This window comes from Kitasatospora sp. NPDC056446 (assembly GCF_042796115.1).
In the GTDB taxonomy this organism is placed as follows: Bacteria; Actinomycetota; Actinomycetes; order Streptomycetales; family Streptomycetaceae; genus Kitasatospora.
Window position 1 is genome coordinate 26092 of sequence record NZ_JBHTRF010000024.1, and the last position, 25481, is coordinate 51572.

At 69.6% G+C, this 25481-nt stretch carries 30 protein-coding genes and 1 pseudogene; 16 read left to right on the forward strand and 15 right to left on the reverse strand.

Translation table 11 applies throughout. From position 1 onward, the window contains the following. Positions 1 to 154 precede the first annotated feature (154 nt). Complete coding sequence (locus ACFQ6N_RS17180) at positions 155 to 748, reverse strand: helix-turn-helix domain-containing protein (RefSeq protein WP_380649944.1); 594 nt, start codon at positions 746 to 748, stop codon at positions 155 to 157. Between the two features lie 156 nt (positions 749 to 904). Here ACFQ6N_RS17180 and ACFQ6N_RS17185 point away from each other — a divergent pair, with 156 nt between their 5' ends. From ACFQ6N_RS17185 to ACFQ6N_RS17205, 5 genes are all read left to right on the forward strand, one after another. Then, positions 905 to 1894, forward strand: coding sequence for an alpha/beta hydrolase (locus ACFQ6N_RS17185; RefSeq protein ID WP_380649848.1), 990 nt, complete (start codon positions 905 to 907; stop codon positions 1892 to 1894). A gap of 112 nt (positions 1895 to 2006) precedes the next feature. Further along, positions 2007 to 2336 carry a DUF6262 family protein gene (locus ACFQ6N_RS17190; protein ID WP_380649945.1) on the forward strand — a complete coding sequence of 110 codons (330 nt, stop codon included), beginning with the start codon at positions 2007 to 2009 and terminating at the stop codon, positions 2334 to 2336. A 125-nt stretch (positions 2337 to 2461) separates the two neighbouring features. After that, the gene (locus ACFQ6N_RS17195; RefSeq protein WP_380649849.1) at positions 2462 to 3508 is read left to right on the forward strand and encodes a hypothetical protein; all 1047 of its coding nucleotides are present in this window, start codon (positions 2462 to 2464) and stop codon (positions 3506 to 3508) included. Between the two features lie 322 nt (positions 3509 to 3830). Continuing rightward, entirely contained in the window at positions 3831 to 4166 is a 336-nt protein-coding gene (locus ACFQ6N_RS17200) for a helix-turn-helix domain-containing protein (protein ID WP_380649850.1), read from the forward strand. After that, entirely contained in the window at positions 4163 to 5632 is a 1470-nt protein-coding gene (locus ACFQ6N_RS17205) for a hypothetical protein (protein ID WP_380649851.1), read from the forward strand. The genes ACFQ6N_RS17200 and ACFQ6N_RS17205 overlap by 4 nt, the downstream gene beginning before the upstream one ends. A gap of 51 nt (positions 5633 to 5683) precedes the next feature. On the opposite strand, the gene ACFQ6N_RS17210 is transcribed toward ACFQ6N_RS17205, so the two are convergent. Further along, positions 5684 to 6283, reverse strand: a complete 600-nt coding sequence (locus ACFQ6N_RS17210; RefSeq protein ID WP_380649852.1) for a hypothetical protein — start codon at positions 6281 to 6283, stop codon at positions 5684 to 5686. Positions 6284 to 6502: 219 nt separating this feature from the next. Continuing rightward, on the reverse strand, positions 6503 to 6715 hold the full coding sequence (locus ACFQ6N_RS17215; protein WP_380649853.1) for a hypothetical protein: 213 nt from the start codon (positions 6713 to 6715) through the stop codon (positions 6503 to 6505). Positions 6716 to 6928: 213 nt separating this feature from the next. On the opposite strand from ACFQ6N_RS17215, the gene ACFQ6N_RS17220 reads away from it, so the two are divergent. After that, positions 6929 to 7453: a phosphotransferase family protein gene (locus tag ACFQ6N_RS17220; protein ID WP_380649854.1), complete on the forward strand. Its 525-nt coding sequence runs from the start codon at positions 6929 to 6931 to the stop codon at positions 7451 to 7453. Between the two features lie 367 nt (positions 7454 to 7820). Here ACFQ6N_RS17220 and ACFQ6N_RS17225 read toward each other — a convergent pair whose 3' ends face one another. After that, positions 7821 to 8615 carry a hypothetical protein gene (locus tag ACFQ6N_RS17225; RefSeq protein ID WP_380649855.1) on the reverse strand — a complete coding sequence of 265 codons (795 nt, stop codon included), beginning with the start codon at positions 8613 to 8615 and terminating at the stop codon, positions 7821 to 7823. 610 nt (positions 8616 to 9225) lie between these two features. On the opposite strand from ACFQ6N_RS17225, the gene ACFQ6N_RS17230 reads away from it, so the two are divergent. Beyond that, complete coding sequence (locus tag ACFQ6N_RS17230; RefSeq protein WP_380649856.1) at positions 9226 to 9498, forward strand: hypothetical protein; 273 nt, start codon at positions 9226 to 9228, stop codon at positions 9496 to 9498. Positions 9499 to 9562: 64 nt separating this feature from the next. Here ACFQ6N_RS17230 and ACFQ6N_RS17235 read toward each other — a convergent pair whose 3' ends face one another. Next, positions 9563 to 9748: a hypothetical protein gene (locus tag ACFQ6N_RS17235; protein WP_380649857.1), complete on the reverse strand. Its 186-nt coding sequence runs from the start codon at positions 9746 to 9748 to the stop codon at positions 9563 to 9565. A gap of 158 nt (positions 9749 to 9906) precedes the next feature. Here ACFQ6N_RS17235 and ACFQ6N_RS17240 point away from each other — a divergent pair, with 158 nt between their 5' ends. Next, positions 9907 to 10338, forward strand: a complete 432-nt coding sequence (locus ACFQ6N_RS17240) for a hypothetical protein (protein WP_380649858.1) — start codon at positions 9907 to 9909, stop codon at positions 10336 to 10338. A 14-nt stretch (positions 10339 to 10352) separates the two neighbouring features. On the opposite strand, the gene ACFQ6N_RS17245 is transcribed toward ACFQ6N_RS17240, so the two are convergent. Beyond that, on the reverse strand, positions 10353 to 11138 hold the full coding sequence (locus tag ACFQ6N_RS17245; protein ID WP_380649859.1) for a DDE-type integrase/transposase/recombinase: 786 nt from the start codon (positions 11136 to 11138) through the stop codon (positions 10353 to 10355). 341 nt (positions 11139 to 11479) lie between these two features. On the opposite strand from ACFQ6N_RS17245, the gene ACFQ6N_RS17250 reads away from it, so the two are divergent. Both ACFQ6N_RS17250 and ACFQ6N_RS17255 read left to right on the forward strand, forming a co-directional pair. After that, complete coding sequence (locus ACFQ6N_RS17250) at positions 11480 to 12790, forward strand: M14 family zinc carboxypeptidase (protein ID WP_380649860.1); 1311 nt, start codon at positions 11480 to 11482, stop codon at positions 12788 to 12790. Positions 12791 to 13226: 436 nt separating this feature from the next. Continuing rightward, complete coding sequence (locus tag ACFQ6N_RS17255) at positions 13227 to 13730, forward strand: hypothetical protein (RefSeq protein WP_380649861.1); 504 nt, start codon at positions 13227 to 13229, stop codon at positions 13728 to 13730. A 53-nt stretch (positions 13731 to 13783) separates the two neighbouring features. Here ACFQ6N_RS17255 and ACFQ6N_RS17260 read toward each other — a convergent pair whose 3' ends face one another. Next, a complete protein-coding gene (locus tag ACFQ6N_RS17260; protein ID WP_380649862.1) occupies positions 13784 to 14239 on the reverse strand; it encodes a hypothetical protein in 456 nt (151 codons plus the stop codon). A 434-nt stretch (positions 14240 to 14673) separates the two neighbouring features. Here ACFQ6N_RS17260 and ACFQ6N_RS17265 point away from each other — a divergent pair, with 434 nt between their 5' ends. After that, complete coding sequence (locus ACFQ6N_RS17265; protein WP_380649863.1) at positions 14674 to 14826, forward strand: hypothetical protein; 153 nt, start codon at positions 14674 to 14676, stop codon at positions 14824 to 14826. A gap of 713 nt (positions 14827 to 15539) precedes the next feature. Here the strand turns inward: ACFQ6N_RS17265 and ACFQ6N_RS17270 are convergent. From ACFQ6N_RS17270 to ACFQ6N_RS17295, 6 genes and pseudogenes are all read right to left on the reverse strand, one after another. Continuing rightward, on the reverse strand, positions 15540 to 15797 hold the full coding sequence (locus tag ACFQ6N_RS17270; RefSeq protein ID WP_380649864.1) for a hypothetical protein: 258 nt from the start codon (positions 15795 to 15797) through the stop codon (positions 15540 to 15542). A gap of 683 nt (positions 15798 to 16480) precedes the next feature. After that, complete coding sequence (locus ACFQ6N_RS17275) at positions 16481 to 17101, reverse strand: hypothetical protein (RefSeq protein ID WP_380649865.1); 621 nt, start codon at positions 17099 to 17101, stop codon at positions 16481 to 16483. After that, a complete protein-coding gene (locus ACFQ6N_RS17280; RefSeq protein WP_380649866.1) occupies positions 17098 to 17676 on the reverse strand; it encodes an RNA polymerase sigma factor in 579 nt (192 codons plus the stop codon). Before ACFQ6N_RS17280 ends, ACFQ6N_RS17275 begins: the two co-directional genes overlap by 4 nt. Then, positions 17673 to 17948 carry a hypothetical protein gene (locus ACFQ6N_RS17285; RefSeq protein ID WP_380649867.1) on the reverse strand — a complete coding sequence of 92 codons (276 nt, stop codon included), beginning with the start codon at positions 17946 to 17948 and terminating at the stop codon, positions 17673 to 17675. Before ACFQ6N_RS17285 ends, ACFQ6N_RS17280 begins: the two co-directional genes overlap by 4 nt. Positions 17949 to 18494: 546 nt before the next feature. Next, positions 18495 to 18589: pseudogene (locus tag ACFQ6N_RS17290) on the reverse strand (SAM-dependent methyltransferase); the annotation flags it as partial. Positions 18590 to 18698: 109 nt separating this feature from the next. After that, on the reverse strand, positions 18699 to 19142 hold the full coding sequence (locus ACFQ6N_RS17295; protein WP_380649868.1) for a hypothetical protein: 444 nt from the start codon (positions 19140 to 19142) through the stop codon (positions 18699 to 18701). Positions 19143 to 20486: 1344 nt separating this feature from the next. On the opposite strand from ACFQ6N_RS17295, the gene ACFQ6N_RS17300 reads away from it, so the two are divergent. Further along, complete coding sequence (locus ACFQ6N_RS17300) at positions 20487 to 20759, forward strand: hypothetical protein (protein ID WP_380649869.1); 273 nt, start codon at positions 20487 to 20489, stop codon at positions 20757 to 20759. Between the two features lie 297 nt (positions 20760 to 21056). Next, positions 21057 to 22121 carry a hypothetical protein gene (locus ACFQ6N_RS17305; RefSeq protein WP_380649870.1) on the forward strand — a complete coding sequence of 355 codons (1065 nt, stop codon included), beginning with the start codon at positions 21057 to 21059 and terminating at the stop codon, positions 22119 to 22121. Positions 22122 to 22319: 198 nt separating this feature from the next. On the opposite strand, the gene ACFQ6N_RS17310 is transcribed toward ACFQ6N_RS17305, so the two are convergent. Both ACFQ6N_RS17310 and ACFQ6N_RS17315 read right to left on the reverse strand, forming a co-directional pair. After that, positions 22320 to 23330 (reverse strand): quinone oxidoreductase family protein, encoded by a 1011-nt coding sequence (locus tag ACFQ6N_RS17310; RefSeq protein WP_380649871.1) that lies wholly within the window; start codon positions 23328 to 23330, stop codon positions 22320 to 22322. A gap of 418 nt (positions 23331 to 23748) precedes the next feature. Then, positions 23749 to 24036 carry a hypothetical protein gene (locus tag ACFQ6N_RS17315; RefSeq protein ID WP_380649872.1) on the reverse strand — a complete coding sequence of 96 codons (288 nt, stop codon included), beginning with the start codon at positions 24034 to 24036 and terminating at the stop codon, positions 23749 to 23751. Between the two features lie 110 nt (positions 24037 to 24146). On the opposite strand from ACFQ6N_RS17315, the gene ACFQ6N_RS17320 reads away from it, so the two are divergent. The 3 genes from ACFQ6N_RS17320 to ACFQ6N_RS17330 are packed head-to-tail and all read left to right on the forward strand — an operon-like array spanning position 24147 to position 25374. Continuing rightward, positions 24147 to 24404, forward strand: coding sequence for a hypothetical protein (locus ACFQ6N_RS17320; RefSeq protein ID WP_380649873.1), 258 nt, complete (start codon positions 24147 to 24149; stop codon positions 24402 to 24404). Next, positions 24401 to 25186 carry a hypothetical protein gene (locus tag ACFQ6N_RS17325; protein ID WP_380649874.1) on the forward strand — a complete coding sequence of 262 codons (786 nt, stop codon included), beginning with the start codon at positions 24401 to 24403 and terminating at the stop codon, positions 25184 to 25186. The genes ACFQ6N_RS17320 and ACFQ6N_RS17325 overlap by 4 nt, the downstream gene beginning before the upstream one ends. Before the next feature lie 26 nt (positions 25187 to 25212). Next, positions 25213 to 25374 carry a hypothetical protein gene (locus ACFQ6N_RS17330; RefSeq protein ID WP_380649875.1) on the forward strand — a complete coding sequence of 54 codons (162 nt, stop codon included), beginning with the start codon at positions 25213 to 25215 and terminating at the stop codon, positions 25372 to 25374. The last annotated feature ends 107 nt before the right edge of the window (positions 25375 to 25481 follow it).

Here is a 25481-nt window from a genome sequence, read left to right on the forward strand (position 1 = left end):
ACACCGCGCCCTCACACCGGGCCGGTTCGGACCGGACCGGACCGGGCCGGGCCGGGGGTACCGGGGCCAGAGCCGGTCCTCGACGCCCTCGTGCTGTCCGACACGCGGTACATCGACGCCGGGCCGGGCCGGGGCCCGGACGCCGTGCCCCGTACTACCGGGCCCAGCGGTCGGGGGCCGGGGTGCACGGTCGCAGGCGCTCTCCCTGCGGCCCGAACACGACCAGGTACTCGACCGGCCCGCCGGGCCCGGCGTTCGCGACCGCGTGGGGGGTGCGGGTGTCGAACTCGGCCACGTCCCCGGCGCCCAGGACGAGGTCCTGCTCGCCGAGCGCCAGCCACAGCCGCCCGTACAGGACGCACAACCACTCGTACCCGTCGTGGGAGACCTGCCGCGGCCGCGCCGCCGGCCCGTCGACGGCAGGCAGGACGTGCTTGTGGACATGCAGGCCCCCGACGTACCGGGTCAGCGGCAGCACCGCCTTGTCGTCACCGAAACGCCGCGGCACCTCGGTACGCGGTCCGGCAGCCGCGGCGGGTGCGGTGCCGGCCAGCTCGTCCAGGGAGGCGCCGTACACCTTCGCCAACCGCAGCAGTACCTCCAGGGTCGGCCTGCGCCGCCCGGTCTCGATCCGCGACAGCGTGCTCAGCGAGATGCCGGTCGCACCGCTGACACCGGTGAGCGTGGCACCGTGGCGCTCGCGCGCGGTCCGCAGCCGCGGGCCCATGCCCGCCAGCGTGCCGGCCATGCCCTCGTCCGTCACCCTCGCCCCGCTCCCCGCGGCCACGCCGCTCCACCGCCTTGTCCTGCCAGTTTGCCACGATGACAAGGGTTTTCGCGCCGCACCGCCACCACGCCGCATGATCGGTGGACAACCGCGCCCACCCCGGACCGAGGACAGACCATGCACCGACCCGCGCCCACCACCGACCTGCGCCACCGCACCATCGACGGACCTGCCGGACGCCTGCACCTGGTCGAACAGGGCACCGGACCACTCGTCCTGCTCATCCACGGCTTCCCCGAGACCTGGTACTCCTGGCGCCGCCAACTCCCCGCCCTCGCAGCAGCGGGTTACCGGGCCGTGGCACCCGACGTGCGCGGCTACGGCCGCTCCTCCAAACCCGCCGCGACAGACGCCTACCGGATGCTCGACCTCGTGGAGGACAACGTCGCCCTGGTCCGCGCCCTCGGCGAGGACAGCGCGGTCGTCATCGGACACGACTGGGGCTCCCCCATCGCGGCGGCCTGTGCCCTGCTCCACCCCGAGGTCTTCCGCGCCGTCGCACTGCTGAGCGTCCCCTACAGCCCACCCGGCGGCCCCCGCCCCACCGACGTCTTCGCACAGATGGGCGGCGACCAGGAATTCTACGTCTCCTACTTCCAGGAACCCGGCCGGGCCGAAGCAGAGATGGAACCCGACCTCCGCGGCTGGCTCGCGGGCTTCTACGCGGCCATGTCCGCCGACACCATGCCCGCCCCGGACGAACCCGACCCCCACTTCGTGACCCGCACCGGCGGCCGCCTGCGCGACCGCTTCCCCCACGGCACACTGCCCGCCTGGCTGACCGAGGACGACCTCGACGTGTACGCCGCAGAATTCGAACGCACCGGCATGACCGGAGCCCTCAACCGCTACCGCTCCATGGACCGCGACTGGGAAGACCTCACCCCGTACAACGGAGCCCCGATCACCCAGCCGTCCCTGTTCATCGCCGGCGCCCTCGACGCCTCCACCACCTGGATGACCCACGCGATCGACGCCTACCCGACCACCCTCCCCGCCCTCACCGCCACCCACATCCTCGACGACTGCGGACACTGGACCCAACAGGAACGCCCCGACGAGGTCAACCACCTCCTCACCACCTGGCTCACCTCCCTCCCCCGCTGAACCAAGACACACCCCCCGTCCGGACGGACGGCGACCGCAGACACGACCGGACGCGGACCATGGCGAGTTCGCCCCAACCGGCCCCGTCCGGCGGGTCATCCCCGGCCAGGCACTGCGCTCCCTCGACTCGGCCGGAGAGCCGGTCACCTTCGATGCCGTCGCCAAGCAGGCGGGCGTCTCACGGTCCTGGCTCTACGGCCAGCCGGACCTGCGGGCCGAAGTCGAACGCCTGCGGGCGGCACACCGCCGAGCACCCACGTCCCCGGTTCCCGCGCGCCAGCGGACCTCCGACGCCTCCCTGCTGCGGCGACTCGAAGCAGCGAATACCCGCGTCCGGCAACTCACTGAGGAGAACCGCCGCCTCCGCGACCAACTGGCCGGCGCACTGGGCGAACAGCGAGCCGAGAGAATCACCAGCAACCAAGCGAGGGGACAACGATGAGCGCCGCCGACGAGCAGGACCGACTACTGCGGGGACCCCGAACCGCTCTCGAACGAGCGCGGCGGGACCAGGCGACATGGACAGACCTCGCCTACTGCGGCGTTCAGGACGCCGGTGAAGGTCGCGTGACCGATCGCAACCGTGCCGCCCGCTTCGCGGTGCTGTGGGCACTGCAATACGACCGCCGCCCCCACGATCTACCGCTCCTGCGCTTCCTCCTCCGGCAGCAGACCACCTACTACCGCGAGGCCGTCGTCTCGGGCATGGCCCCCGACCTGACCCTGGCCGGGTTCCTAGTCGCCGAGCACCGCCAGGTCCAGGACCTGTGGCTGCACTGGGACGCCAAGAACATCAGCTTCGACACGGCCGTGGGCTACCACCTCTACCACCTCCTCACCGCAGGCATCCCTGCCAGCACCGAGGCAGTAGAGACCAGCTGCCACCCTGACCGCGACCGCATCCTGCGAGACATCACATCGACCCACCATACCGACGCCGCCGTCGAAGAATGGCTGGACCGGCAACGCACACGATTCCCCGCCGACCCGGCCGACGAAGGGCTCAAGGAGTGGGCCCACCACGCCGCCCGCTTTGGCGAGCGCGAGGCCTCGCGCCTGTTCATGACCGAGTGGGCGGCCGGCGAGCCGCGAACCGACAGCACGCTCGACACACTGCAGTTCCACCTCGCTCACCTCGGCTATCTCGCCGAGGCCGTGGACGTGCAGAAGGAAGCCGTCGCGCTCAAGGATTCGTGGTCAGGGGCGAAGGGAAGCAAACTGCTGGCCCTCGCCCGGCTGCAACGACGAACCGACGACTTCGCGGGCGCCTGGCAGACGCTTCAGGAGGTCCAGAGCGTCCTGCCGCCCGACAAGAACGGCTGTGAGCAGGGCAAATGGAGACACTTCGTCAAGGAGTGCTTCCTTCTCGTCCCGATCGCACCTGACACCTCCACTGCGCAGCGTCTCCTCGCTGCGAGTGAGCAGGATCTGCAGGGGATTCCCCGACTCTGGATGGACGGCGTCCTCGACGCCGCCATCGCGGCCGCCGAACACATCGGCGATCCGCAGGCGCTCCACCGCTACGGCGCGCTGCAGCAGATCGCGGCTGGCGAGCGAGCTCAGGAAGTCGACCGGGCGACCCGCCCCTCTGCGTCAGGACCGGCAACCTCGTGACACTCGGCACCCTCCGCACGCAGACGAGACAGCCCACCAGAAGCCACTGCGGTGCGTCTCGCCCTGATAACGATCAGTCAGCTGCCCTTCATGCCCACGGCACGGTCGACTCTGCCTGGACAACAACGTCGTCAACGCGAACGCCAAGGCCACAGGGACGGGGCTGGTCCGGACTCAAGATAATCCAGCAGCAGGCCGGCCACGAATACGCGTCCACGACCGCGATCTACAGCTGCGTGTCCCCCGACTTCCGCACCCGCATGCTGCGACGGGCGCTGGACTCGACGATGGCCGCCGCTCTGCGGCCGGCAAGGAGGGCATGATGAAGCGCCAGGTCAGCTACCAGTGGCGGCTGCGCGAGGTGACGGCCCAGCGAGGCATCTTCGCCGCCTCCGACCTGTCCCCGTTGCTGGCCGACCGCGGCATCGAGCTGTCCTCGGTCCAGGTCTGGCGGCTGGTCACCCAGCCCCCAGAACGCCTTTCGCTGCCGGTGCTGGCCGCGCTCTGCGACATCCTCGACGTCACCCCCGCCGAGCTGATCGCCACCCGGGCCGAGAACACGGCCCCGCGCCGCACCGCCGCCTCGGGCGGTGCCGACGTGGTCGACCTGGCCGCCACGATCCGTCCGAAGCGGACCCGGGTCCGGCCGAAGGAATGAGCCGCACCCGGGTCCGGGTCGAGGACCTGTTCTGCGCGCGCTGCCGCCGCCCCGTCCGGATCGGCGCGGCCCACTGGCCCGAGGGCTACATCTGCGCCTCCTGCCGCGACCACGCGCTGGAAACCTACGGCCGATGCGCCGGCTGCGGCATCGACCGGCTCACCCCCGGCATCGCACCCGACGGCGGGCGGTGGTGCACCGACTGCGCCGGCGGCTTGGGCGATTTCTTCTGCGAACGCTGCGGGCGCGAAGCCGCCCGCTACCGGCGCGGAGTCTGCGGAAACTGTGTCCTGGCCGAACGTCTCGGAGGGTTCCTGGACGACGGCACCGGCCGCATCCGGGGTGAACTCGTCCCGTTCCACGACGAGGTGAGGAACGTTCCCCGGCCCAAAGGGATGCTCACCTGGGTCGGCAAGCCCCACGTTCAGCAGATCCTGCAAGCCCTCGCCCAAGGACAAGTGCCGCTCAGCCACGAGGGATTGGGCACACTGTCGCCTTGGCGCTCGGTCGCCTATGTCCGGGACCTTCTCATGCATTCCGGCGTGCTCCCGCACCGGGACCGCCACCTGCTGCTGTTCGAACGTCGGCTGCCCGAATGGCTCGACGTCGTCGAGAACCCGGAACACCGCACCCTGCTGCACCGCTTTGCGACCTGGCGCATGCTGCGCAAGCTCCGAACCGCTGCGGACAAGCAGGCCCTCGGAGCAGGCGTGGTCACCTCCGCCCGAGCCCAACTTTCCCAAGCGGCCGCGTTCTTGGCCTGGCTCGCCGAACGCGGCCGGACCATCGACGGCTGCACCCAGGCCGATCTGTACGCCTGGTATGCCGAGAACGCCATCAGCCGCCGCCACGTCCAACCGTTCCTGCGCTGGTCCATGGACCACCACGCGATGCCCCGTCTGAAAGTGCCCACGGTCCGCACCGAGAACCCGGCCCCGATCAGCCAACACCGGCGCATCGCCCTGATCCGCAAGGTCATGATCAGCGACGAGCTCCCGCCCATGGAGCGGGTCGCCGCCGGACTGATCCTGCTCTACGCCCAGCCCGTGCGGCGACTGGCCCGGCTCACCATCCCCACGGCGTCCAGCACGAAGCCGATCAAGGTCGCACTCCGGCTCGGCGATCCACCCACACCAGTCCCCGAGCCCTTCGCCGACATACTCCTCAACTACATCCACACCGCACGGCCGAACCGGCCGAACGGCACCGCTCCGGCCAGTGACTGGCTCTTCCCCGGGCGCGGAACCGGGCAGCCGATGGACCCCGCGAGCCTCGGCAGGCGGCTCTCCGTCGCGGGCATCCCCACTCTCCACGGCCGGACCGCGACCCTGCAACAGCTCGTCCTTCAAGCTCCGCCCTCGGTTGTCGCTGGGATGCTCGGCTACCACGCCGTCCACACCGAGGCCGTTGCCGCTCAAGCAGGAGGAACCTGGAAGAAGTACGCCCCCGGTGACCACACACGGTGACCTCACCGGCCGTCAGACCGTGTGTGAGATCTACAGCGGGGGGCAGACGGACTACTGAACGAAGTCCTGCCAGAAGGCGACGGTGGCCCGCGGATTCCAGGTCTCGGGGTACTCGTACCCTTCCTCGAACTCGTGGCTGATGTAGTCGGCAAGGTCTTCGCCATAGTAGATGATGTCCGTGCCCCAGATCGACAGGACCGGGTGCCCATAGGTTCCGCCACCTGCGGGAAGGAACCGGTGCGCATAGAGAGGCACCAGTTGGGGCACCAGCGCCAGGTGCTTCACTGCTGCGGCCCGGGCATCCTGCGGTTCTGCGAGGCGCGGGCCCCACGAGGCGTGCCAGTACCCGTGCTCGACCGCTGACAGCACCCCATCGATCGGCCAGGCGAGGTGGGAGCGGACTTCGTCGGGGTCGCCGTTGCGCCAGTCCGGCCAGGGCTTCTCCCAGGTGGCGCCTTCTTCGGGTGGCGAGTAGACGGGTAGGCCGGCTGCCAGGAAGGCGCGGTGGTCGTCGGAGAACTGGATGCCGTACTCGGCCTCGATGCGCTCGAACTCGCCATCGCTGAGGCCAGGTTCAATGGTGCAGCAGTCGGTCTGCCGCAGGCGGCGGGCGGCTTCGGCCCCGAGGCGGGCTCCGTCGATGTTGATCACAGCCGAACAGTAGTGCCCTTGCCGGCCCAGAGATTCAGGTGGGATCGCTCGGAGTGCAGCAGGCAAGAAAGCACGAACCATGGTTACGCAGGATCACCATCGGACCGCGACGGCAGATGAACTCAGATCACCAGATCACAGACTCCTACCAGTGCTGGCCCCAGCCGTGTCAGTGCCGGCGGCCTGACCCGGGGAGTCCACCGGACACAGCCCGGACACTCATGGACCGTTCCTCTTCAGCGAGCCGGACCCCGGATCTCGGCGTGGGAAGCCGAGGGGCTGCGGCTCGCAGCACCGGCAGCTGGGCCGGCTTACCGCCTCGGGGCCGTCGATCCGCTTGGCGACGACCGGATTGGACTCGTTGTCGTTGCCGTTGCCGAGGTCGACCAGGAGCACCAGCACGCCGCAGCAGAGGGCTCGACCGGGCAGCATGGGGTCATGGAGAGCGAAGTACCGTTGGCCGGCGGGCGCATCACCCCCGGTGTGGTCAGGGTCGGCAACACCGTGCGGCGGCCGGTCACCGCGTCGTCTCCGTTCGTCGCGGAGCTGCTCGGTCACCTTGAGCGGCAGGGGTTCGCGGGGGCCCCGCGGCACCTCGGTTCTGACGGGGCCGGCCGGGATGTCTTCAGCTACTTGCCAGGTCGAGTGCCCGCACGCTTCCAGCGCTGGACCGATTCTCAGGTCGCCGCCGCGGGGGCCCTGCTTCGAGGGCTGCACGACTCCACCCGTGGCAGCCGTCTCGCGGGCCGCCATCCCGTGGTCTGCCATCACGACCCGGGGCCGAACAACGCCGTCTTCTGCGGCGACGTACCGGTCGCCTTCATCGACTTCGACACCGCTGCCCCGGGGGACCCGCTGGAGGACATCGGCTACATGGCGTGGACCTGGTGCGTCTCCTCCAAGCCCGACGCGCCGCCGGCCTCGGCCCAGGCCGCGCAGGTGCGCCTCCTCGCGGACGCCTACGAGCTCGACACCCCGTCCCGCGCCCGCCTCGTCGACGCCATGCTCGACCGCCAGGCCCGCAACGCCCGGTGGTGGCGAGGCTGGCTCACGGCTCCGGGCCCCCGGGTCACCGACGATCACCAGATCGCCGAGCGCATCCGCTGGTCCGAGCGGGAGCATGCCCACACGGCGGCCCACCGCGAGACCTTCGCGGTAGCCCTGCTTTGACAGCTGAGGGCAAGCCACGGGATCGCGTGCCCGGCCGCGGCACGAGCGCCGGGCTGCGCCCCTACGGGCTGTCGGCGACCCCGCCTGCGACGCCTCCGACGTGGTGGAGGCCGGCGAGGGTCAGCCACACCTCCGCTTCCGGCCGGATGAGTGTGCCCTGGTGGTGCCAGCCGACCGCGCCGACGGGCGGATGGGTGGACGGGCGGACGGGCGGACGGGACCAGGCAGAGCGACCCAAGCGACCCACCCACCCAGAACCCCGACCGGGCTCCGCCACCACCCCACGTCACACGACCCCCGGCCCGGGCGGACCGGCTGCCCAGCAGCCCAGCAGCCGGAACGGCAAACCCGGCCGACGAGAACAACCTCAGCCCAGAAGCGGCGCGATGAAGGCCTCCGCCGGCCCGAACGCGGTGTAAAGGTCCCTGGTCACCACCACCTGCCCGGCGAACGTCAGCGACTGCTCCCCCTGGACCATCCGGCCCAGTCGGTCGAACCACAGCTGGCAGTCGGCCCCCGTGACGCCCTGACGGGACAACCGGTCGGCGTTCTCCGGGTCCGCGGTGCGCACCTGCTCCACCGTCAGCCTGGCACCCACGTGGAACACCGGAACACCCGCCACCGTCTCCATGCCCTTGCGCGCGTCGGTGCCGGTGTCGAGCACCGCCCTGGCATACGCGGCGGCCTTGTCGGCGGCCCCGGACGAACCGGTGTTCGCGGACCGCTGCCAGCCACCCTCGCCCCCGGGCCGCTCGTAGCCGACCCCCTCGACATCCATCTCCTCCACCGTGCTCGTCACCAGGCCGGGCCCCTCGGTGCGCGCCACGGTGTGACCGCCGGCCGCCTTGGTGTTGAAGTTCAGACGGCCGTCGACGGTGTGCTCGGTCCGGTCGTCGCCCGACCCGGTCTCCACGGTCATGTGGACGGTGGCGGAGTACGGCTCCCGGGTACGGCGGGCCAGGGCGAGCTCCGGGTCGAAGGCACCGGTGGCATCGGCCGGGGCACCGACCGCCTCGGGCGCGCCACTGGTGGCGGTCCGCGCGGCGGAGGTTCCGCCGGAACCGGAGGAGGTGCAACCGGTGAGCGCCGCCACCGCGAGGACGAGGACGGCGGCAGGGACAGCTACGGGGACGGCGGCGGTGGCGGAGGTGCGGCGACGCATGGTCGGAAAGGGTCCTCTTTGGGTGTCGACAGGTCGATCGGATCGCTGGCGAAGATACGGATCAACGCGTTGAACGGGGATGACGCACCCTGCCACAAACACCCACCGCAGTCGAACAGTTTCCGAAGGAGGGAGGCCGAAACAGGGGATGCCGGCCAGGCGCACCCTGACAGCGGCCAGGACCACGACGGCGGGGCGACGGCGGGGGCGGGGCCGACCAGGACGGAACGGCAGCGGCCCGGCGCAGCCGGAGAACACCGGCCAGAACTGTCCTGCCACAGGCCGACCAGGGCAACCGGACAACGACGAGTCCGGCCGCACAAACAGACCAGCCGAAACAGCAGCCGGAACGGCAGCGAGCAGGCCAGCCGACGCCCGGCCCCAACCGGACACCAGGACAACGACCACAGCGCAGCAGCCGATACACCGACCGCCACCGCCTCCACCGACAGCGAGGGCCCAGGACCGCAATGTCAATGTGAGGTCCCAGGTGATCTTGGACAGATTGGCGCCAGGACATCGTTGACGGTCCCAGGACATGGTTGTCTGGCCATACCAAGGTGCGGCCGGTGTGATGAACGGACGACTCGGCTCAGGCTAGATTCTCCGGGTGACCGACATCGACCCGCTGGTTCCTGCCCTCGTTGGACTTCTCATTGACAACCTCTGGTTCCTCGACGGCTGTGATGAGGACGAGGTGGATTCCGACTCTGCGGTGAGGGTGCTGGAGAGCGCCGCCTCCGCGCTGAAGGGTCTGCCACCCGAGCAGCTCGACCGGTTCCTGTTGGTGATCGGTGATCTGGCCGAAGCCGAGACCGATCCCGGTCGGCGCGAGTTCTTGGAGGCCTTCCCCTCCGCCTGCGGGCTGGTCGAAGAGGCTTGAGCCGTAGGACTTGCTTACTCTGCACGGCCGGGCTTCGGTCGATCTTCGATGCGCCTGACCGAGCTCAGTGCCCGTCGGCTCGCTGCTCGGGCAGGGGGCGGAAGCGGGAGATCGGGCCGGTGGTCTTGCGGGGGTGAACCGACAGCTCGACGTCTCCGTCGAGGACGCGGAAGACGGTGTCCTCGATGACGATGGTGACGGTCTTGCCGGCGTGAGAGGCCCCGACACGCAGACGCTGGTTGGCGACCATGGTGACACCGTCCTTCGGGCCTTCCTGACCGCTTGTTGCGGCCCGGGTGGCGGTGGGGGCAGCTGGGCCGTGGCCACGCGGGCGCCGACGATGGAGGACCGTTTGGCCTCGTCGATCGGGCAGGCCAGGGTCTTCACGAGGTAGCCGCCTGCGATCACGTGGAGGACTCGGCCTTCGAAGCGCAGGGTGATCTGCTGGCCCGCCAAGTGGGCGCCCAGCAGGATCCGCTGTCCGGCGAGCTGGATGTCCCCGTCTCGGTTGACGGTTCGGTCCACCTCGATGACCCGCCGAGGCCCGGCCTGGGCGGCGGAGGGCAGGCCGGGTTCGGTTCCGGCGATGCGGGCGCCGCGCATGACGAGCTTGCGCAGATCGGCCGGCGTCAGCCGGGAGGAGCGGGTTCGGATGAGCTCGCCGCCCAGCAGGACGTGGATGCTTCGGCAGTCCGCCCAGACGGTGACGGCCCTGCCGCCGAGTGCCGGGGTGAACTTGACCTGCTGGTTGTTGATCAGGACCAGGCGGGCGATCGCGGAGATGATGGCCTCCCACTCCACCGAGCGGATCTCCCCGTCGGAGACAGGCGTTCGCGGTGAGGGCAGTTCCGCTGTCAGGCGGAGCGGGACCAGTCCGAGCTCGGCAAGCGGGGCTCATCACTCTGCGGAGGAGCCGGCAGCGCGATGCGGCTGCCCGGCGGCCCAGGGCGAAAGGCGGCAGCCGGCACGGCCATGTCCAGGGCCTGGTGTGGGCGGTCGTGGTTGTAGGCGTGCACCCAGGCGTCGATCCCGGCCTGGGCGGCGGCCTGGGCGGCGAACGGTCCGACATGGTCGAGAAGTTCGCGTCGCAGACTCTTGTGGAACCGCTCGATCTTCCCGGTGGTGGGTGATCGGGGCTTGGTCAGACGGGCGGCCACGCCGTTCTCGCGGCAGATCCGCTCGAAGAGCACCTCCGCGGGGAACGGCTTGGTGAAACGGCCGGTGAACTGCTTGCCGTTGTCCGTGAGGACCTCCGAGGGCACTCCGTAGACGCTCATGGCCTCGGCGAACGCTGTGGCAACCGCCCGGCCGGTGGGCTGGGCCACCACCTTCGCGATCACGATGAACCGGGAGTGGTCGTCGATTCCGGTCACCAGCTTGCACTCGCGGCCGCCGGCCAGGAAGACGCCGCCCATGATGTCCAGCTGCCACAGCTGCATCGGGGCGTCGCGCTGCCAGCGGCGGTAGACGCGCCGGTGGTTCTGCTCCTGGTGCCGGACCAGACCGTTGCGGACCAGAATCCGGTGGACGGTGTTGCGTCCCGGGACCGTGGTTCCGCCGCGGCGCCCAAGCTCGTGGACGATGCGCCGGGCTCCCCAGCGCGGGTGGGCCAGCCGCAGCTCGCAGATGGCCGCCTCCACGTCCCGGCGATCTGGGCCGGTGAGGTGTGCGGGCGGCGGGAACGGTCGGCCAGGGCTTCCAGCCCTCCCTCGTCGTAGCGGGAGATCCACGAGTGGCCGCCGTCCACACGCCCCTCCTGGGTCGCCTCCCTTTCGACCTCGAACCCGGCGCGCCGCCGTCCGGCTCGCGACCGGCGCTTCGACTCAGCCGGCCAGCCGGCCCGCGGCTCGGTGGCCTCGCCGGCGGTGGGGGCGGTGGTGCACCTGTCCGTCCCCGCTCGCGGGGCGGGCTGTTCCGAGATTCGGGGTCCGCACCCCGCGATCGCGTGAGACGGTGTGCGACATGCGAATGGTTCACGACCGTGGTTGATGTCCTGTCGGTTCTCGACTACCCGCTGCCCGAGGCGGCTCGCCGGGTTTCGGGGCAGGCGCTGGTGCCTTCGGTGGAGGAGCTCTCCGTGAGGCTGCGCCGCATCGCCGAGAGCGAGCCGGGTCTGGCCCGGGTGCGGCAGATCGGCACATCCCGCAAGGGCCGCGCGCTGGAGGTGCTCTCGGTCGGGTCCGGTCACCGGTCCGTGCTGGTGGTGGGCGGCCCGCACCCGAACGAGCCGGTGGGCTATGCCACCATCAACGTCCTGGCCCATCTGGTGACCGCACACGCCGACCTGCGGGACGGGGTGGCCTGGCACTTCCTGCCGTGTGTGGACCCGGACGCCGCCGCTCTCAACGCGGGGTGGACGAGCGGGCCGCTCGACCTCCTCACGCAGCACCGTCACTTCTACCGGCCGGCCATGGCGGAGCAGCCCGAGTGGACGTTCCCCGTTCCGTGGCGGGACGGGCTCCACCGCTTCGGGCTTCCCGAGAACCAGGCACTGATGGACCTGGTCGACGAGCTGCGGCCCGCTGTTGCCCTGTCGCTGCACAACGCCGAGTTCGGTGACCCGTTCTTCGTCCTCAGTGACGCCGTGCCGGGCCTGGCCGAGCGGCTGGCGGACGTTTCGGCCCGGCACGGCCTTCCGGTCGCCGAGGCAGCGCCTTCCGACGTCGTCGGCTGGCCGGTGCTCGGCCCGGGCGTGTACCGGATGCCGCCGGTCGAGGAACTGGTGATCCGCGACCACGCCCGGGAGGCGCCGGCCTACGGCGCGCACCTTGCCCACTACGCCGCGCGGTACGGCACCGTGACGGTACTGCCGGAGGTGCCGCGCTGGCGGACCGGTACCCGGTTCGACGACGCCGCGCCCATCGAGCTCGCCGGCTTGGCGAAGGCCCTGACCGGTGAGGCCGGCGAGGTCCGGCGGCTGATGGAGCAGGCCGCCCTCCCCGACGAGCAGTTCGCACGGGCTGCCAGGGACACCATGGCGGTCAGCGCCGCTGTCGCCCGTGCCTGGCGGCGGCGGGCCACCGATCCCGCTCCGGTGGCGGGCGCCGAACTCGCCGAGGCGCACTGCATGCGCGTCATGATGACCCTGCGGTCAGCCGGCATGGCACTGCGCGCCGCGGACGGGGCCCCGGCCGACCCGCCCGTCCTCGCTGCTCGTGGGCGTCTGGAGGAACTGCTGGCCGAGCGGACACGGCGCTGCACGGAGCAGCTGCGGCCCACACCGATCGCGCTGGAGCGCCTGGTGGCGGTACAGGCCGACGCGGCGCTCGCAGCCGTCAGCCTCACCCGGTAGGACGGGACTCCCGAGCACTTCGCCGCGCGCCGGTTCGACGCTGTGGCGACCACCGTGTCGACGGTCCGGGGTCCGGGATCCGGTGACGTCGCGCTGAGCCGCTCGACCGCTCGACCACTCGAAGCGATGTCATCGGTGCGAACTAAAGTCCCGGCCGTGACGACTCTCATGATCGACGCTGGCCCGCGAAGCCTGGGCGGCGAGCCGGGGCCATGGCGACCTTGACGACACCGAGCGCGCCGATGGCGTCGGCGCGCCACGTGGTGCCGGCGTGGGTCGAGCCGGGGTTCTTCGGACTGGTCGACTCCTGATGACGACCACATGATCACCGGTCGGGTCGGGTGCCCGGCCTCCAAGAGGCGGTCGGAGCCACGGGGTTGCTAGCGTGGTCAGGTAGAGCTGCGGCACCGGGGCCGCAGCGGGGGGACAAGCCGACGTGATCGTGATTCCGAGAGTCCTGAACGGTCTCCTGCGTGAGCTGGACGAGGAGACCGCGCGTGCTGTTGCGCTCGACTTCGCCGAGCAGTCGATCCGTGAGGGTCCTCGCAGCGATATCGCCCTCGCGGAGGCGGCACTGTCGTACCTCGCAGCCGCACGCGCGGTTCTGGCGGAAGGCGATACGACACTGGTGGCGACCGCGCATGACGCCTATTTCGCCGCGCATACGCTGGGCAGTGCGAGCGCACAGGAGACCAGTTGGATTGCCGTCATTGCGGTCGCGGCGGCGTGCAAGCCCCAGCTGGAACACCTCGGTGTCATGATTCGTGCCACCCGCTACAGACCGACCGTCGTGGACGTCGCGCAGGAGGCGCAGAAAATCGCCGGGAGGCGGGCGCTCGCGCTGCATGCCGACCCGGTGGCGGCAGCTCGAGGAGCGCGCTGGGAGGCGGCCAGGCGGCAGCTGCAGCACCTCATCGCGGTGTCACCGCCTCCTGCCTGACCTCCCGCGATGTGCGGGAGGAACCGGGCCGGCGCCTCCGCGTACTGTCTGTCTCAGCGGGTCACGTCGGTGTTCGTCAGCACGAGCAGGGCCCGAAAGAGCCGGGCCGCGTGGCGGGAGTTTATGCGGGGCTTGGTGGGGATGCGCCGGTTCTTCGGATCGGCGAAGCCGTGTTCGTCGGCCGCGCGTTCGTCGGCCGCGCGTTCGTCGGCCGCGCGTTCGCGGCTGACCGGCCGGTTCGGCTCCTTCCGAGCGGCGGTGAGCGGATGGGCCCGGCTCGCCCGGCGGCCGGTGACGACCACGGGGTCGTCGGAGTCGTCGGAGTCGTCGTCCAGTCCGACAGTCCGAGGCTCAACCGACGGCCCGTCACCGGACGCTCCGACGAGGATTGCCGAATTGCATTCATGCCAGTTTTCCGGGCGGAACAGAGAGAGCCGAACGATACGACGACGAGGAATGCCATGTGCGCGCCACAGAAAATGGCCTACGGCCCCGAAAAGGCGCAGCACACAATGCCGTCGGAAACCATCCAGGAAGCCACACAGCGCATCTCACCACGACCACCCGGCCACAACGCCAAGCCGAACACCCCGCCGGCTTGGGCCGGGCGCCGCAGGGCGGGAGACGGGCGGGAGCCTGTGCCGAGTTGATCGTTCGGGGTGGCCACCAGTTCTTCACTCCACGTCGGTTCACCGATTTCTGCACCTTGCGACTCGCGATTAGTGCCAGGTCAGGGCACCAACTCCGTTGCGCGGCAGGTCTCTTTCGAGTGTTCTCGTGCGGCTCACGCCCGCTGCGAAGGGGTCGCGGGGGTACCTTTCCCGGCATCGTGGCAAACCACCCGGCCCAGGCCGGCATTCGCCATGCCCGAATCCGCTACCTTGGAGGCCCCGAGATGACGCTCCCCACCGACCGCAGGCCCCTCCGCAGGCGCTGCGGATGGTTGACGCCCATCACCGACCGCGAGCCGCACCGGCGCCGGCGCCGCACCTGGCCCACCCCCCGCACCTTCGTCATCCGGGCCCTCCTCGGCGCCGCCGCAGGCGTCGGCGCCCTGCCCCCCACCCTCCTCGGCCACTGGCTCACCACCCGCTGAGCCCCCACCTTGCAAGACCTCGTGTCGTCCTGCACGAAGGCGAGCCCCTGCTCGCCGGCCCCGCCGCAACGCACCGGAACCACAAGCACGACAAAGCATGACAACGAGCCACTGCCGGCCGGCCCGGCTCCGAGCAGAAACCCCGACAGCACCGCTTCCTGCTGCCGCACGCCACCTGGGGCCGGCCGCCGAAGCGCCCGGGAACGACGAGCACGCGGACACCAGCTGGCGCGTGGAGCCGTCGGCCGTCAGCGCCGACGCGGGCCCGCCGGGGACGCGCAGCGCCCTCCCGGAACCGAACACCGGCTCACTCCACCACCCTCCCCGCACGCAAGCCCGGGGACCCACAAGAATCGTTCGCACCCCGTCCCCTGAACACCTCCACGGGAAATACGTTCCCGAATTTCAGACGGGACGCACCGGCCACCCGAACCGGCACCCGACACCACCCAGCGATCCGCCAGGACACAACAGACAGCGACGAACCCGGACCCCCCAACCCTGACCCGGCCCCGGGGCGCCGGGCACCCGTCACCGGTCCGACCAATCCTGGTCCGAAGCCCGGAAACCCCGAAAACACGCAGAATCCCACCGTGACTACGGCACCAGGTCACACCCCCGTGACGGGCAGCGGCGGGCAGGACGGCGGCGGGCGCGGCACACCGACGCCGGGCCGGCGGGGCCGCCTCCCGGGCGGCCCGGAGCCGGCCTCCTCAGGCCTTGTCAGCTGCGGCGGCTTTCCTCGCCTGGGACCTGGCGATCGCGATATAGGCGACAGCGGCCGTGACCGCCACAGGAAGGGCGGCCATGCCGATCCACGGCTTGTGGAGCAGGATCGCCGCATAGCCGGCGACCGCGACTGCGGTAGCGCCCAGATGCCGGGCGGCATCGAGCCAGCGCCGTTTGTGGGCCTCGTACGAGGCCAGACCCAGACCAAGGATCAGAAAGCCAATCATCAACCCTATGAGCATGACCGGATGATAGGCCCCAGGCCACCGGCCCGGACCACCCCATTCCCCACCGCCAGGACCAAGGCGACGACCCCGACAGCAGACGCCAGGAGCGGGCGGCGGGCGGGCAGGACGCCTTGCAGCCCCGGCTCGGCCAGGCGGCAGCCGGACCGCCCGGCCGCCGGCGGGAAGGGCGGCACGCCCAGGCCGGACCGGGACAGCGGGACGACGGACGGGCGCAGCACTCCCAGGCCGACGGACGCCGACCCGGGCGGCGGCATCCCGGACAGCCGCCCGGCGGCGACCGGCGGCGACCGGCAGTCCGGGACGGCCTCGGCAGCGACGGACAGGCCCGGGCGGGCAGGACAGATCAGACGTGACGTCTTCTCGGTTCAGCCGTCGCGGCCCTGCTCCTGGCATACATCGCGGACCGCGACACCATGAACACCGCCACCGACCAGGCATCCCGCTGACTCTTCCCCGGCCGCCGGGCTGGACGGCCAGCCCCTCCCGACCTCATGTCCTCGCTCCTGGTCGAGATCGGAATTCCGGTCGCAGCCGCCCGCGGCGCCGCCATCCGACAACAACTCCTCGAACTTCCCGCCCCCGTCGTCGCCGACGCCCTCGGCTACCACGCCAAGACCACCAGCCGCCTCCTCAGAGAGAGTCGCGGGGGTCCGGGCGAGAACCTCCGTGGGTCCTCATCAGTGACGGCTTGTTCCAACCCCGCCCTGGTACACCTGAGCAATGCTCAACGTACTCCTGGACCCCGTGATGGACAATGTGGGGTGCGGCGCACCTGCGGGCGTCAACTCCTGAAGCAGTCGGCGCAGTTCGTCGGCCGCCTCCGGTGATGTCGACACCAACCTGCGCAGCCGGGTGCGCCACTCCGAGACCAGACCCTGCACGGCCTCTTCATCTCCGGTCTCTCGGGCTTCGAGCACCTCGACGCGGGATTCCTCCAGTTCGGCGAGCACCCTGCCCGCCCGCTCCGGATGCCCGCGCCCCCACAGCCTACTGATCACGGGTTGCGCCCTCTCCCAATGGTTCGTCGCCATCAGGTGCACCACAACCGTGGCCGCCACGGTCACCAGGGCGCCCAGCTCCGCGCCGGGCCCATGGGTGGCACCCGCCGCTGTCGTTGCACCGTCTGCGGGCGACTCGGGATCGGTCTCGATGCGGTCGGCCATCCAGCTGAGCAGCGCCTCACGCCGCCGGTCGAGGTCGGCTCCATTCACCACAACGGTGGACTCGGCCTGCCGCAGGGCATCGCCGACCACCGCGTCCGGCTCGTTGGAGCGGCTGTGCCGAGACTGGTTGCTCATGCGCGTGCCTCCTCTCGCAGCGCAGTATGTGTCTCGTGCCGATCATCCATGAGGGGCCCGAGCTCTTCTTGGAGTTTTCGGCGAGCCTTGGCCACATGCTTGCGGACGCCGGACGGCGCGATCTCAAGAAGTTCGGCGATCACCGGCGGGGGATGCTCCTCCAGGAAGTACAACACGGCGACCTGTCTCTGCACCGTCGGAAGGCTGTTGATCACGCGTAAGCAGTGATCCGCTGCTTGCCGCAACAGAGCCAGATCCGCCGGGCCGAGCTCAGCGCGGTGGTAGCGCTTGGCCAGTTCGGGCTGCAGTCTGTCGAGATTCATGGAGCGCCGGATGCTGTCGATCCACATGTTCTTGGACGTCCGGCGCAGCCACGCCCGCTGTTCGTCCGGACTGCGTGGCCCGACCTTTGCCCAGGCCCGTACGGCCGCCTCGAAGGCGCGGCTGACCAGGTCACCCGCTTCTTCGGCGCTATTGGTGATCACGGTGGTGTATCGGAGAAGCCCTTCGGCTTCACGTTCCCACAAGGCCGCCACGTGATCCGCGGTCTCTTTCGTGATGCGCGGCTGTGTCACCCGCTCTCCCCGTTCCGTTCCACCTCTGACGGGCTGCCGATCCGAACGCTCATGGTCGGCCCGCCCCCGCCCTCCCCCTGCACGACCACCGTGCCTGCCGGCGCATCGCGCACCAGGGCCGACAGCGTAACCCTGCGCTGCCATTCGGCCAGGCATGATCCGACGGCCGCCAGAGCGGCGATCAGACACAGCGCAACCCATGAGCTGGGCTGCACGGCCAACGGCCCCAGCCAGCCCAGCCATCCCATCCGACTTCCCCAGGTGACCTTCACACCACCAGATCGAACGAGACGGCCAAAGTGCTGCCTCAATCCAAGATGCTTTCTCGCTCCTGATCGTATGGATCGTCTCCCACCGCCCCGAGGGCGGCGCCCGGATCCGGAACGCCTGGGTGACCGCGCGCTCGCCGCCGGGTACGACTGCTCTGCCTGGTTCCACGTCGGCAACCGCCACCTGATCAAGCACACCCGAGGCTGGATCACCCATCGACGCCTACCCGCTGCCGCCCAGCGAATCCGACCTCCGCAACGGCGGCCGCCCGAGACCGAGCGGGACTGGCTCGCCACTCAGGCCCAAGCGACCTGGAACCGACACGCCTCCCGGTATCCCCTCCAGTCACCACCGGGCTGATGGCCTCGTGGAACTGGCGACAGTCGAATACGCGAACTCACCGGTATCACCCCCCGGTACACGCGGACGTGCTCACCGTGGCGCGCACGACGGCCGTGCCGGGCTCGGTCTGCGTTGGCCGGCGGAACTGGGCCTGCTGTTACCGCTCTGGCGGTAGAGCCCGCGCGGGCCGACCGAGGACCCGGCCGAGGCCGGCGGGCCGGCAAGTGGTGTCGAGGAAGCCCCGCTCGGTCGCTGGGTCGTGAAGCAACCGAGCCACTGTGGCGAGGCCGGCACCGGCCAGACCACTGCGCATCCGAGAGCAACTGAAAACGCGAGACGGGACCGGAGTTCCAGCCGGAACGCTCGGCCCTTGCCGGACACGCCCCGGAGATCCGGCCGACGGCTTCGGGTCAGGGCCGCTTGCGGCTCGCGATCTCGTCGGAGACCCGCTGCACCTCGGCAGGGTCCGCGTCCCGGGCGAGGGCGACGTAGTGGTCCATGACGGCCGGCCGGTAGCGCACGGGAAACGTCTGTCCTGGGGCGAGTCGGGTGAGCTCGGTGATCGTGAGGCTTTCGTCAGCGATACCGCGGAACGAGATGCCGCCGATGGTCTCCACGTCGAACATCAGGACCACGCGTGGCCTGCCGTCGCCGCCGACCTCCCGCCAGTCGACGAGAACGCCGAGCGCGAGCGCCCCCGTGCGCAGTTCCGCATTGCGCTTCCGTGCCTCGCCGCTCAGGTACGGGTTCGGGGCGACGCCCGGGAAGTCGGGCCCGACACCGAGCGATTCCCGGCTCAGGTCGGGCCTGAGCTGCGCCACCATGTCGTTGAGCTTCTTCTGCGAACCGAACATCCTGGCCCCTCCCTCACACCGGTGCCGGAGTCCCGGCCTGGCGCTTCGCCTTCGCCGCGATTGTACGTCGCGGCCATTCCCGGTCTTCGGCGCATCGCCCCGTCCCGACGGGGTCGCCGTCTGCGGTCGCGGACGGGCTCGGCCTCGGTCACTGGCCCGAGCGGCTGGACCACGCGGGCTTCCTGGACCGGGAGGAAGCCCGCGACGACGCCTCCGGGGACGGGTTCGACATGGCCCGAGTGCGGTGGGACGCCCTGGCCGACGCCCTCGCCGCCCGCGGCCCGGACGCGTCGTCCCTGCGGGGCTCCCGGCCGAGTGGGCCGTCCTGCGCTTCGCCTGCGCGCTGATGACCGGGAAGGCCGGCGACCGGGGCGGCGACCTCACACTGCTCGACAGCGGCAACCGGCGCCTCGCCGTCGCCGCGCTCCCCTGGCCCGCCGCCCGGATCGATGGTGACGACGAGCCGGCCAAAAACGGCAGGCGGGCCGGGCGCGGCCTCAGGAGCGCGGCGGGTGAATCAGGACCCCGCCCGGGGCAGGTAGGCACCGCGTGCCCCGCGGCAAGGCGATCCTCCCCTGACCGTCCAGTCCGGCTCGATCCACCGCATCACGGCCTTCAAGCTGCCGGCGGGGCGCGGCCGGGCGTCGTCGCCGCCGTACCCGGGCGCGTACCAGGCGTCCTCGGAGGCTGGCGTGGACGAGGACCTCACCTTCGTCCTCAGCGGGCTGGTGCTCGTCCACGAGCACGGCCTTACCGAGGAGAGGACCTCGCCCTGCCACGGTCGGCGCGATCGCCTTCGCGATGTCCCGCGTCATCACCATCGACGACAACCCTGACGAACAGCTGCCCGACCCCACACGGATGCGGCCCGGACTTCCCGGCGGTTGACTGGAACTGAGGGCATCAGGGCGACGGAAGCGAGGTTGCCGGGATGGCAGCCACGATGAGTATGCGAGAGGAGTCACCCCAGAGCAGGACGAGGCGGTACGCAGTGCGCTGGACTGGGACGGGCAACCCCCTGAGGACCTCCCGATGCGCGTCGCTTGGTACGCCGCTTGGTACGCCGCATACGACTCACGTCTGGGACGCGGAGCAGGCGTGGCAAGCGCTCGGTCCTGCGGTGGCGAGACGGTCGGCCTGGTGGGACGCCCCACCGCTGCGCCGACGCCATGTCGTGCCGTGCGTCTCCAGCGCTGTCTGGGCAGATTACTTTCGACGCCCTTTCTTGAAGATGACGAGGATCCAATAGAGGAATAAAGTGAGAATGCCACCCGGAACCAAATCCACTGGCCGAACCGGAACGCCACAACCCTCCGAGGGAGAATTCTCCAGATCGGAATAATCATGGAAAGCTGGAATTCCCACGACGGCATTGGAACCGGACACTTCTGGGTCCACGTGCCGGACGGCCAGATGACGGGGCATAGGGCGCTGGTCGCATCTGTCTGCGAGCTGAATGCACAGACAGGATTCCCCCAGCCCGGAGACGCCGTCTTCACCATGCACAACGCCGTCCCGATGCCGGGGGAGGCCCTCTTCCACATCTCTATCCTGCGGGACGCCATAAATCCCTGGCCCAATCCCTTGCACTACAGGATCTTTTTCCACTACACGTGATGCTCCGGCTGCAAGCCTCGCGGCTGCCTCCACGAGCAACTGGGCTCACCCGGGTGATGCACTGTCTTGGACCTTGTCCTACCTGGTGAGTGTCGTTTGCGACATCGGTCATGTGATGACGGTGGTGGGGTCGCAGAAGGCCAGGTGGAGCAGGTGGCGGGCCGGGGCCCGGCCGGCAGGGCGGCCCAAGCGACCCAGAACGGGTTGGCCGCAAAAGGTGGGGCCTTTTGCACCGAGCCATGCGTATGATCCAGAGGCTGGGAGTTCTGATCCCAGCCGGGGTTTCTCGTGATTCCTATGAACGACATGCACCGACCAGTTTTCGACCCGCCAATCGACGAACCGATTCGCTTCCGGCCGAGTTCGAAAGTGTTCTTCTACAGCGGATGGTCCGACGAGTCGTCCACGTATGCCATGGTTGCGACGATTGATCGTTTGCCTTCCGAAGAACGCGTGCTGACGATTCGCAAGGAGTTCCGCCCCGACAGCTTCAGCCGCTGGGATGTCGTCACCAGCGCGGTCAGCCTGGGGAAAGCCTGGCTCGTCTTCTACAATGCCGGCACGGGAGAGGTCGCGACCGGCCAAATCGACGACCGGTACGACTTTATCGAGGGTCGAGAGTACGGCCCTGGCACGTTGCCCGTGGGCTACGCTCGCGCCGCTGCGGACAGTGACGGAAACCTGTTGTTCGCCGGCAGTCATCCGAATTCGATACCGAACGCGCCGGAGAGCCGGATCACCAGGGCCCAATTGATTGACGAACAACTGCTCGTGCTATGGTCGTCCGAGGTGGAGATCCCGCCACCAGACGATCTGGTGGGCCTCTCGGACGGCTTCGCGTGGCTGAGGGAATCGGACTCCGAAAGCCCAGGTGGATTCGATACCACGGTGTATGTCCTGGGCCACAACGGCACTCTCGAAAACCAGCGGATCTGGCCCACCGACTGGGGCGGAATAGTGTTCCACAGCAATGCCGGCGTCCGGGCTGAGACCGGTCGAGATGTGCCTGACGCCTTGCTCCTGTCGAGTCCCACCGGAGCGTACATCTCATTTCAGCCGGGTGAAATCTGCGTCGTAGAGCCCGACATTCAAGGCAGGCGTCAACTTGTGACCACGATGGAACAGAACGTGGCCATCCCTCATGGAACCATCAGCACGGCCATCTCCACGGAGAATGGCATTCTCGGCTACAATATCTTCGAAAACATGGCGAGAATTTGCCTTCTCTCGCCATGGACGTTCGAGGATATCGCGTCCCCTTCGACGTTCTCATTGAACGTGAAAAATGCGACAGGGCCGGGTCATGTCGGCGGCTATCTGCCACAGCCGCATCCGGCCTGGGAACACATAGTGGCCTGCTGACACGCACACGCAGTCAGGTCGAGCCGATGGGAGACCGTCGCGACGTGCGAGACCATACCCGCGTACGACTGTTCGCCATGATGCGCGCAGGACGAAAGACCGTGTCCTACGGCTCCGGCGCCGCCTCCTGCCGGCCCCCTTCGCCCTGGGCACGAACATGGTCTCAGTCTCCGAGATCCCCGACCTCGTCACCCGCGATCAGCTCTGCGTCTCCTCGCGGCGTCCGACAGCGGCCGCGTCGGGTACGACGAGCAGCTTGCCGGTGGTACGCCGAGCCTCCAGATCGCTGTGGGCCCGGGCGGCCTCGGACAGTGCGTAGCGGCCCGTTACGGTGACCTCAAGCGCCTTGGAGCGCACCCACTCGAACACATCGGCGGCGCGTCGGAGCAGTTCGGACCGATCGGCGATGAAGTCCCCGAGGCTGGGCCGGATCAGGGTCAGCGAACCGCCGTGGGCGAGCCGAATCGGATCGAACGGCGGCACGGCACCACTTGCGGCGCCGAAGAGTACGAGATGGCCGCGGGTTCGCAGGCTGGCGAGGCTCGCGTCGAAGGTGTGCGCGCCGACGCCGTCGAAGACAACCGGCAGTCCCTGACCGCCGTTGAGCCGCCTCACCTCGGCTGCGAGATCGTCGACCGCGGAGTAGAGGATCACCTCGGCGGCCCCGGCACGCTTCGCCAGCTCGGCCTTCGCCGTGGTCGACGTCGTGCCGATCACCCTGCCGCCGAGATGGGTGATGAGCTGGGTCAAAAGCAGCCCCATGCCACCGGCGGCCGCATGCAGGAGCACCGTGTCGCCCGCCTGAACCGGGTAGGCGTCCTTGACGAGATAGTGCGCGGTCATGCCTTGGAGGAGCACGGCGGCGGCTGTCTCGAAGCCGATGTCGTCGGGCAGCGGCACCAGCCGGGAGGAGTCCACGACGGCCCGCTCGGCGTACGTGCCGGGAATCTCCACCCAACCGACCCGGTCCCCTACCGCGACGTCAGCGACGCCGGGTCCGACTTCGACGACCGTGCCGGCGCCCTCAGCGCCCGGGGTGAAGGGCAGCGGGACGCTGTACCGGCCTTCGCGGTGGTAGACGTCGAGGAAGTTGACCCCGGATGCGGCGACCTCCACGACCGCTTGGCCCGGGCCCGGCGCCGGTTGATCGACATCGACCAGTCGCAGCACTTCGGGACCGCCCACTTCGGACATCTGAATCGCTCGCATGACCCCTCCTGAAACGGCAAACTTCCCTGATCAACTCCACTCGTGGCGATCCTATTTCCGCTCGCGGTGAGGTGTCGTAGCCCTCACGTTCAGGTCAGCGACATGAAGCCGGCCGTGCCGCGGCAACTGCCCTGGAGCCCGAGGCTGCGGCCGAGCATCGTTCAGCGTGCCGGCTCAGGAGGTTCGGTGGGCCTGTCGATGGAGGTCGTCCATGAGGCCCGGCAGCATCTCGCGCATCGATTCGCGCAGGGCCTGGGCCGGCACTGCGTCGACGAGGTCGGTAACCGGGGGGCCGGCGAGGGTGATTCCGTGGTTCCTGAGGATCCAGCGGGTGTGCGGGCTGTTTCCAGCGGGCGGATCGCGTCTCCTCTCGGCAAGCGGTCGAGGTCTTGCGTCAGAGGTCAGCCTTTGCCGGATCTCAGCCTGAGTCGGCCTCCGGGGTGCCCGGTGTCGGCTTGGCGAGGGCGAACAGGCCGGGCTCGGGCTCGGTGAGGATGCCGCGGGTCACCCGGCGTTTGAGCTTCGCGCGGGCGCCTTCGGCATGCCGTGGTTCGGCGCCGAGCCCGAGTGCCTGGCAGACGTCTTCGGCGCGGAGCCCGTCCGTGGCCTTCTCGATGGCGGCCTGGATCTCGCGGTATCCGGGCGGCAGCAGCTCTGGCGGCAGCGGCTCCGGCGGCTGGTTGCCGTCCTCGGCGGCCGGCTCCATCAGGGGCTCACGACGGGCAGGGGCTCACGACGGGCCGACGTGCGCCGAATTCCCATCGGTGGTTTCGTGGAGATAAGAGCCGGTCACACTCCCAATCCGAGGTGAGAACGATGGCCGAGTTCAAGCTTGGCGATCCGATGGCTGCGTATGGGGATGACGTCGTCAAGATGCCGCCTCCCGTCGTGTTCCGCGCGCAGCCGGACAGCTACGTGCGTTTGAAGACCCCTGAACAACTCAGGGCCTGGGAACAAGCGGTCCGGCAGACTACCGGGCTCGAGATCGTGGCCGACAATCTCGCCGGGGCCGCTTCCGAGACCGGGTGCTCGTACGGCGAGGCAAGCCACTCCGACGATTGTGGACTGGCGTGATCCTGGCTGTCACGGTGCACGACGACCTCCACGTCATTGCCGTCCAGCATGCGGCGCGTAGCCGAGGCCACACCCAGTTCCACATCGTGGAGTGCGACACGATCGGGGGCAGGCAGGCCCTGTCCTGGCGCTCACACAGCGACGACGAGGACGTGGGCTCCGGTACCGCTACGGCGACCGTCCTGACCTCCGAGGGTTTCGTCGTCGCTCCCAGTGAGGCCGTTGTCCTGTGGTGGCGCCGACCCAGGGCTGATCAGGAGATCGCTGCGCATGCGGGCAGCACCCATGAGCGCAGTCTCGTCAACAACGACTGCCGTGGTGCGCTTGGCGGCATCCTTGCCTCCTCCTTTCACGGCCAGTGGATCTCGCCGCCCGAAGCGACCGACCGCGCCGCCGACAAGGTGTACCAACTCGCGGTGGCGCGCGAGGCCGGCTTCAGGGTGCCGCGCACCCTGATCTCGCAGTCACGCGAGGACGTCATCGCGTTCACACGGCAGGTCGGGCGAACCATCGTCAAGCCCGTCGTCGGCGCCCGTGGCCCCTCGCTCTGGACGCGTTGGATCGACGATCCGGAATCGATCCCGGCGACGTCGTTCGAGGTGTGTCCCGCCACCAGGAGTACATCGAGGGCACTCGACACATCAGGCTCAACTGCTTCGGCGAGCGCATGTACGCCGCACTCATCGAGACCGACGAACTCGACTGGCGCCCCGACCTCCAAGTACCGATATCCCCATGGCCTGTTCCCGAGGACCTGCGCCGACTTGTGGGCACCGTACTGAGTCGGCTGGGGCTACGCATGGGTGTCGTGGACCTCAAGCTGACGCCGGAAGGGCAACCGGTCTGGCTTGAGGTGAACCCGCAGGGGCAGTTTCTGTTCCTCGAGCCGCTGACGGGCATGCCGCTGACGGAGCACTTCGCCGACTTCTTGCTCGCTGCGGCTGACGGGCCGCAGGGTACGGAGAACTGAAGGCACTGTCAGGGGGCACTCCTGGCGTGTGCTCAGCTTCCGTCTGGCGTGCCTACGCGCCGGTGGGCCCGCACGGTCGTGGAGTCGACGGAGACGGCCCGGTCGAT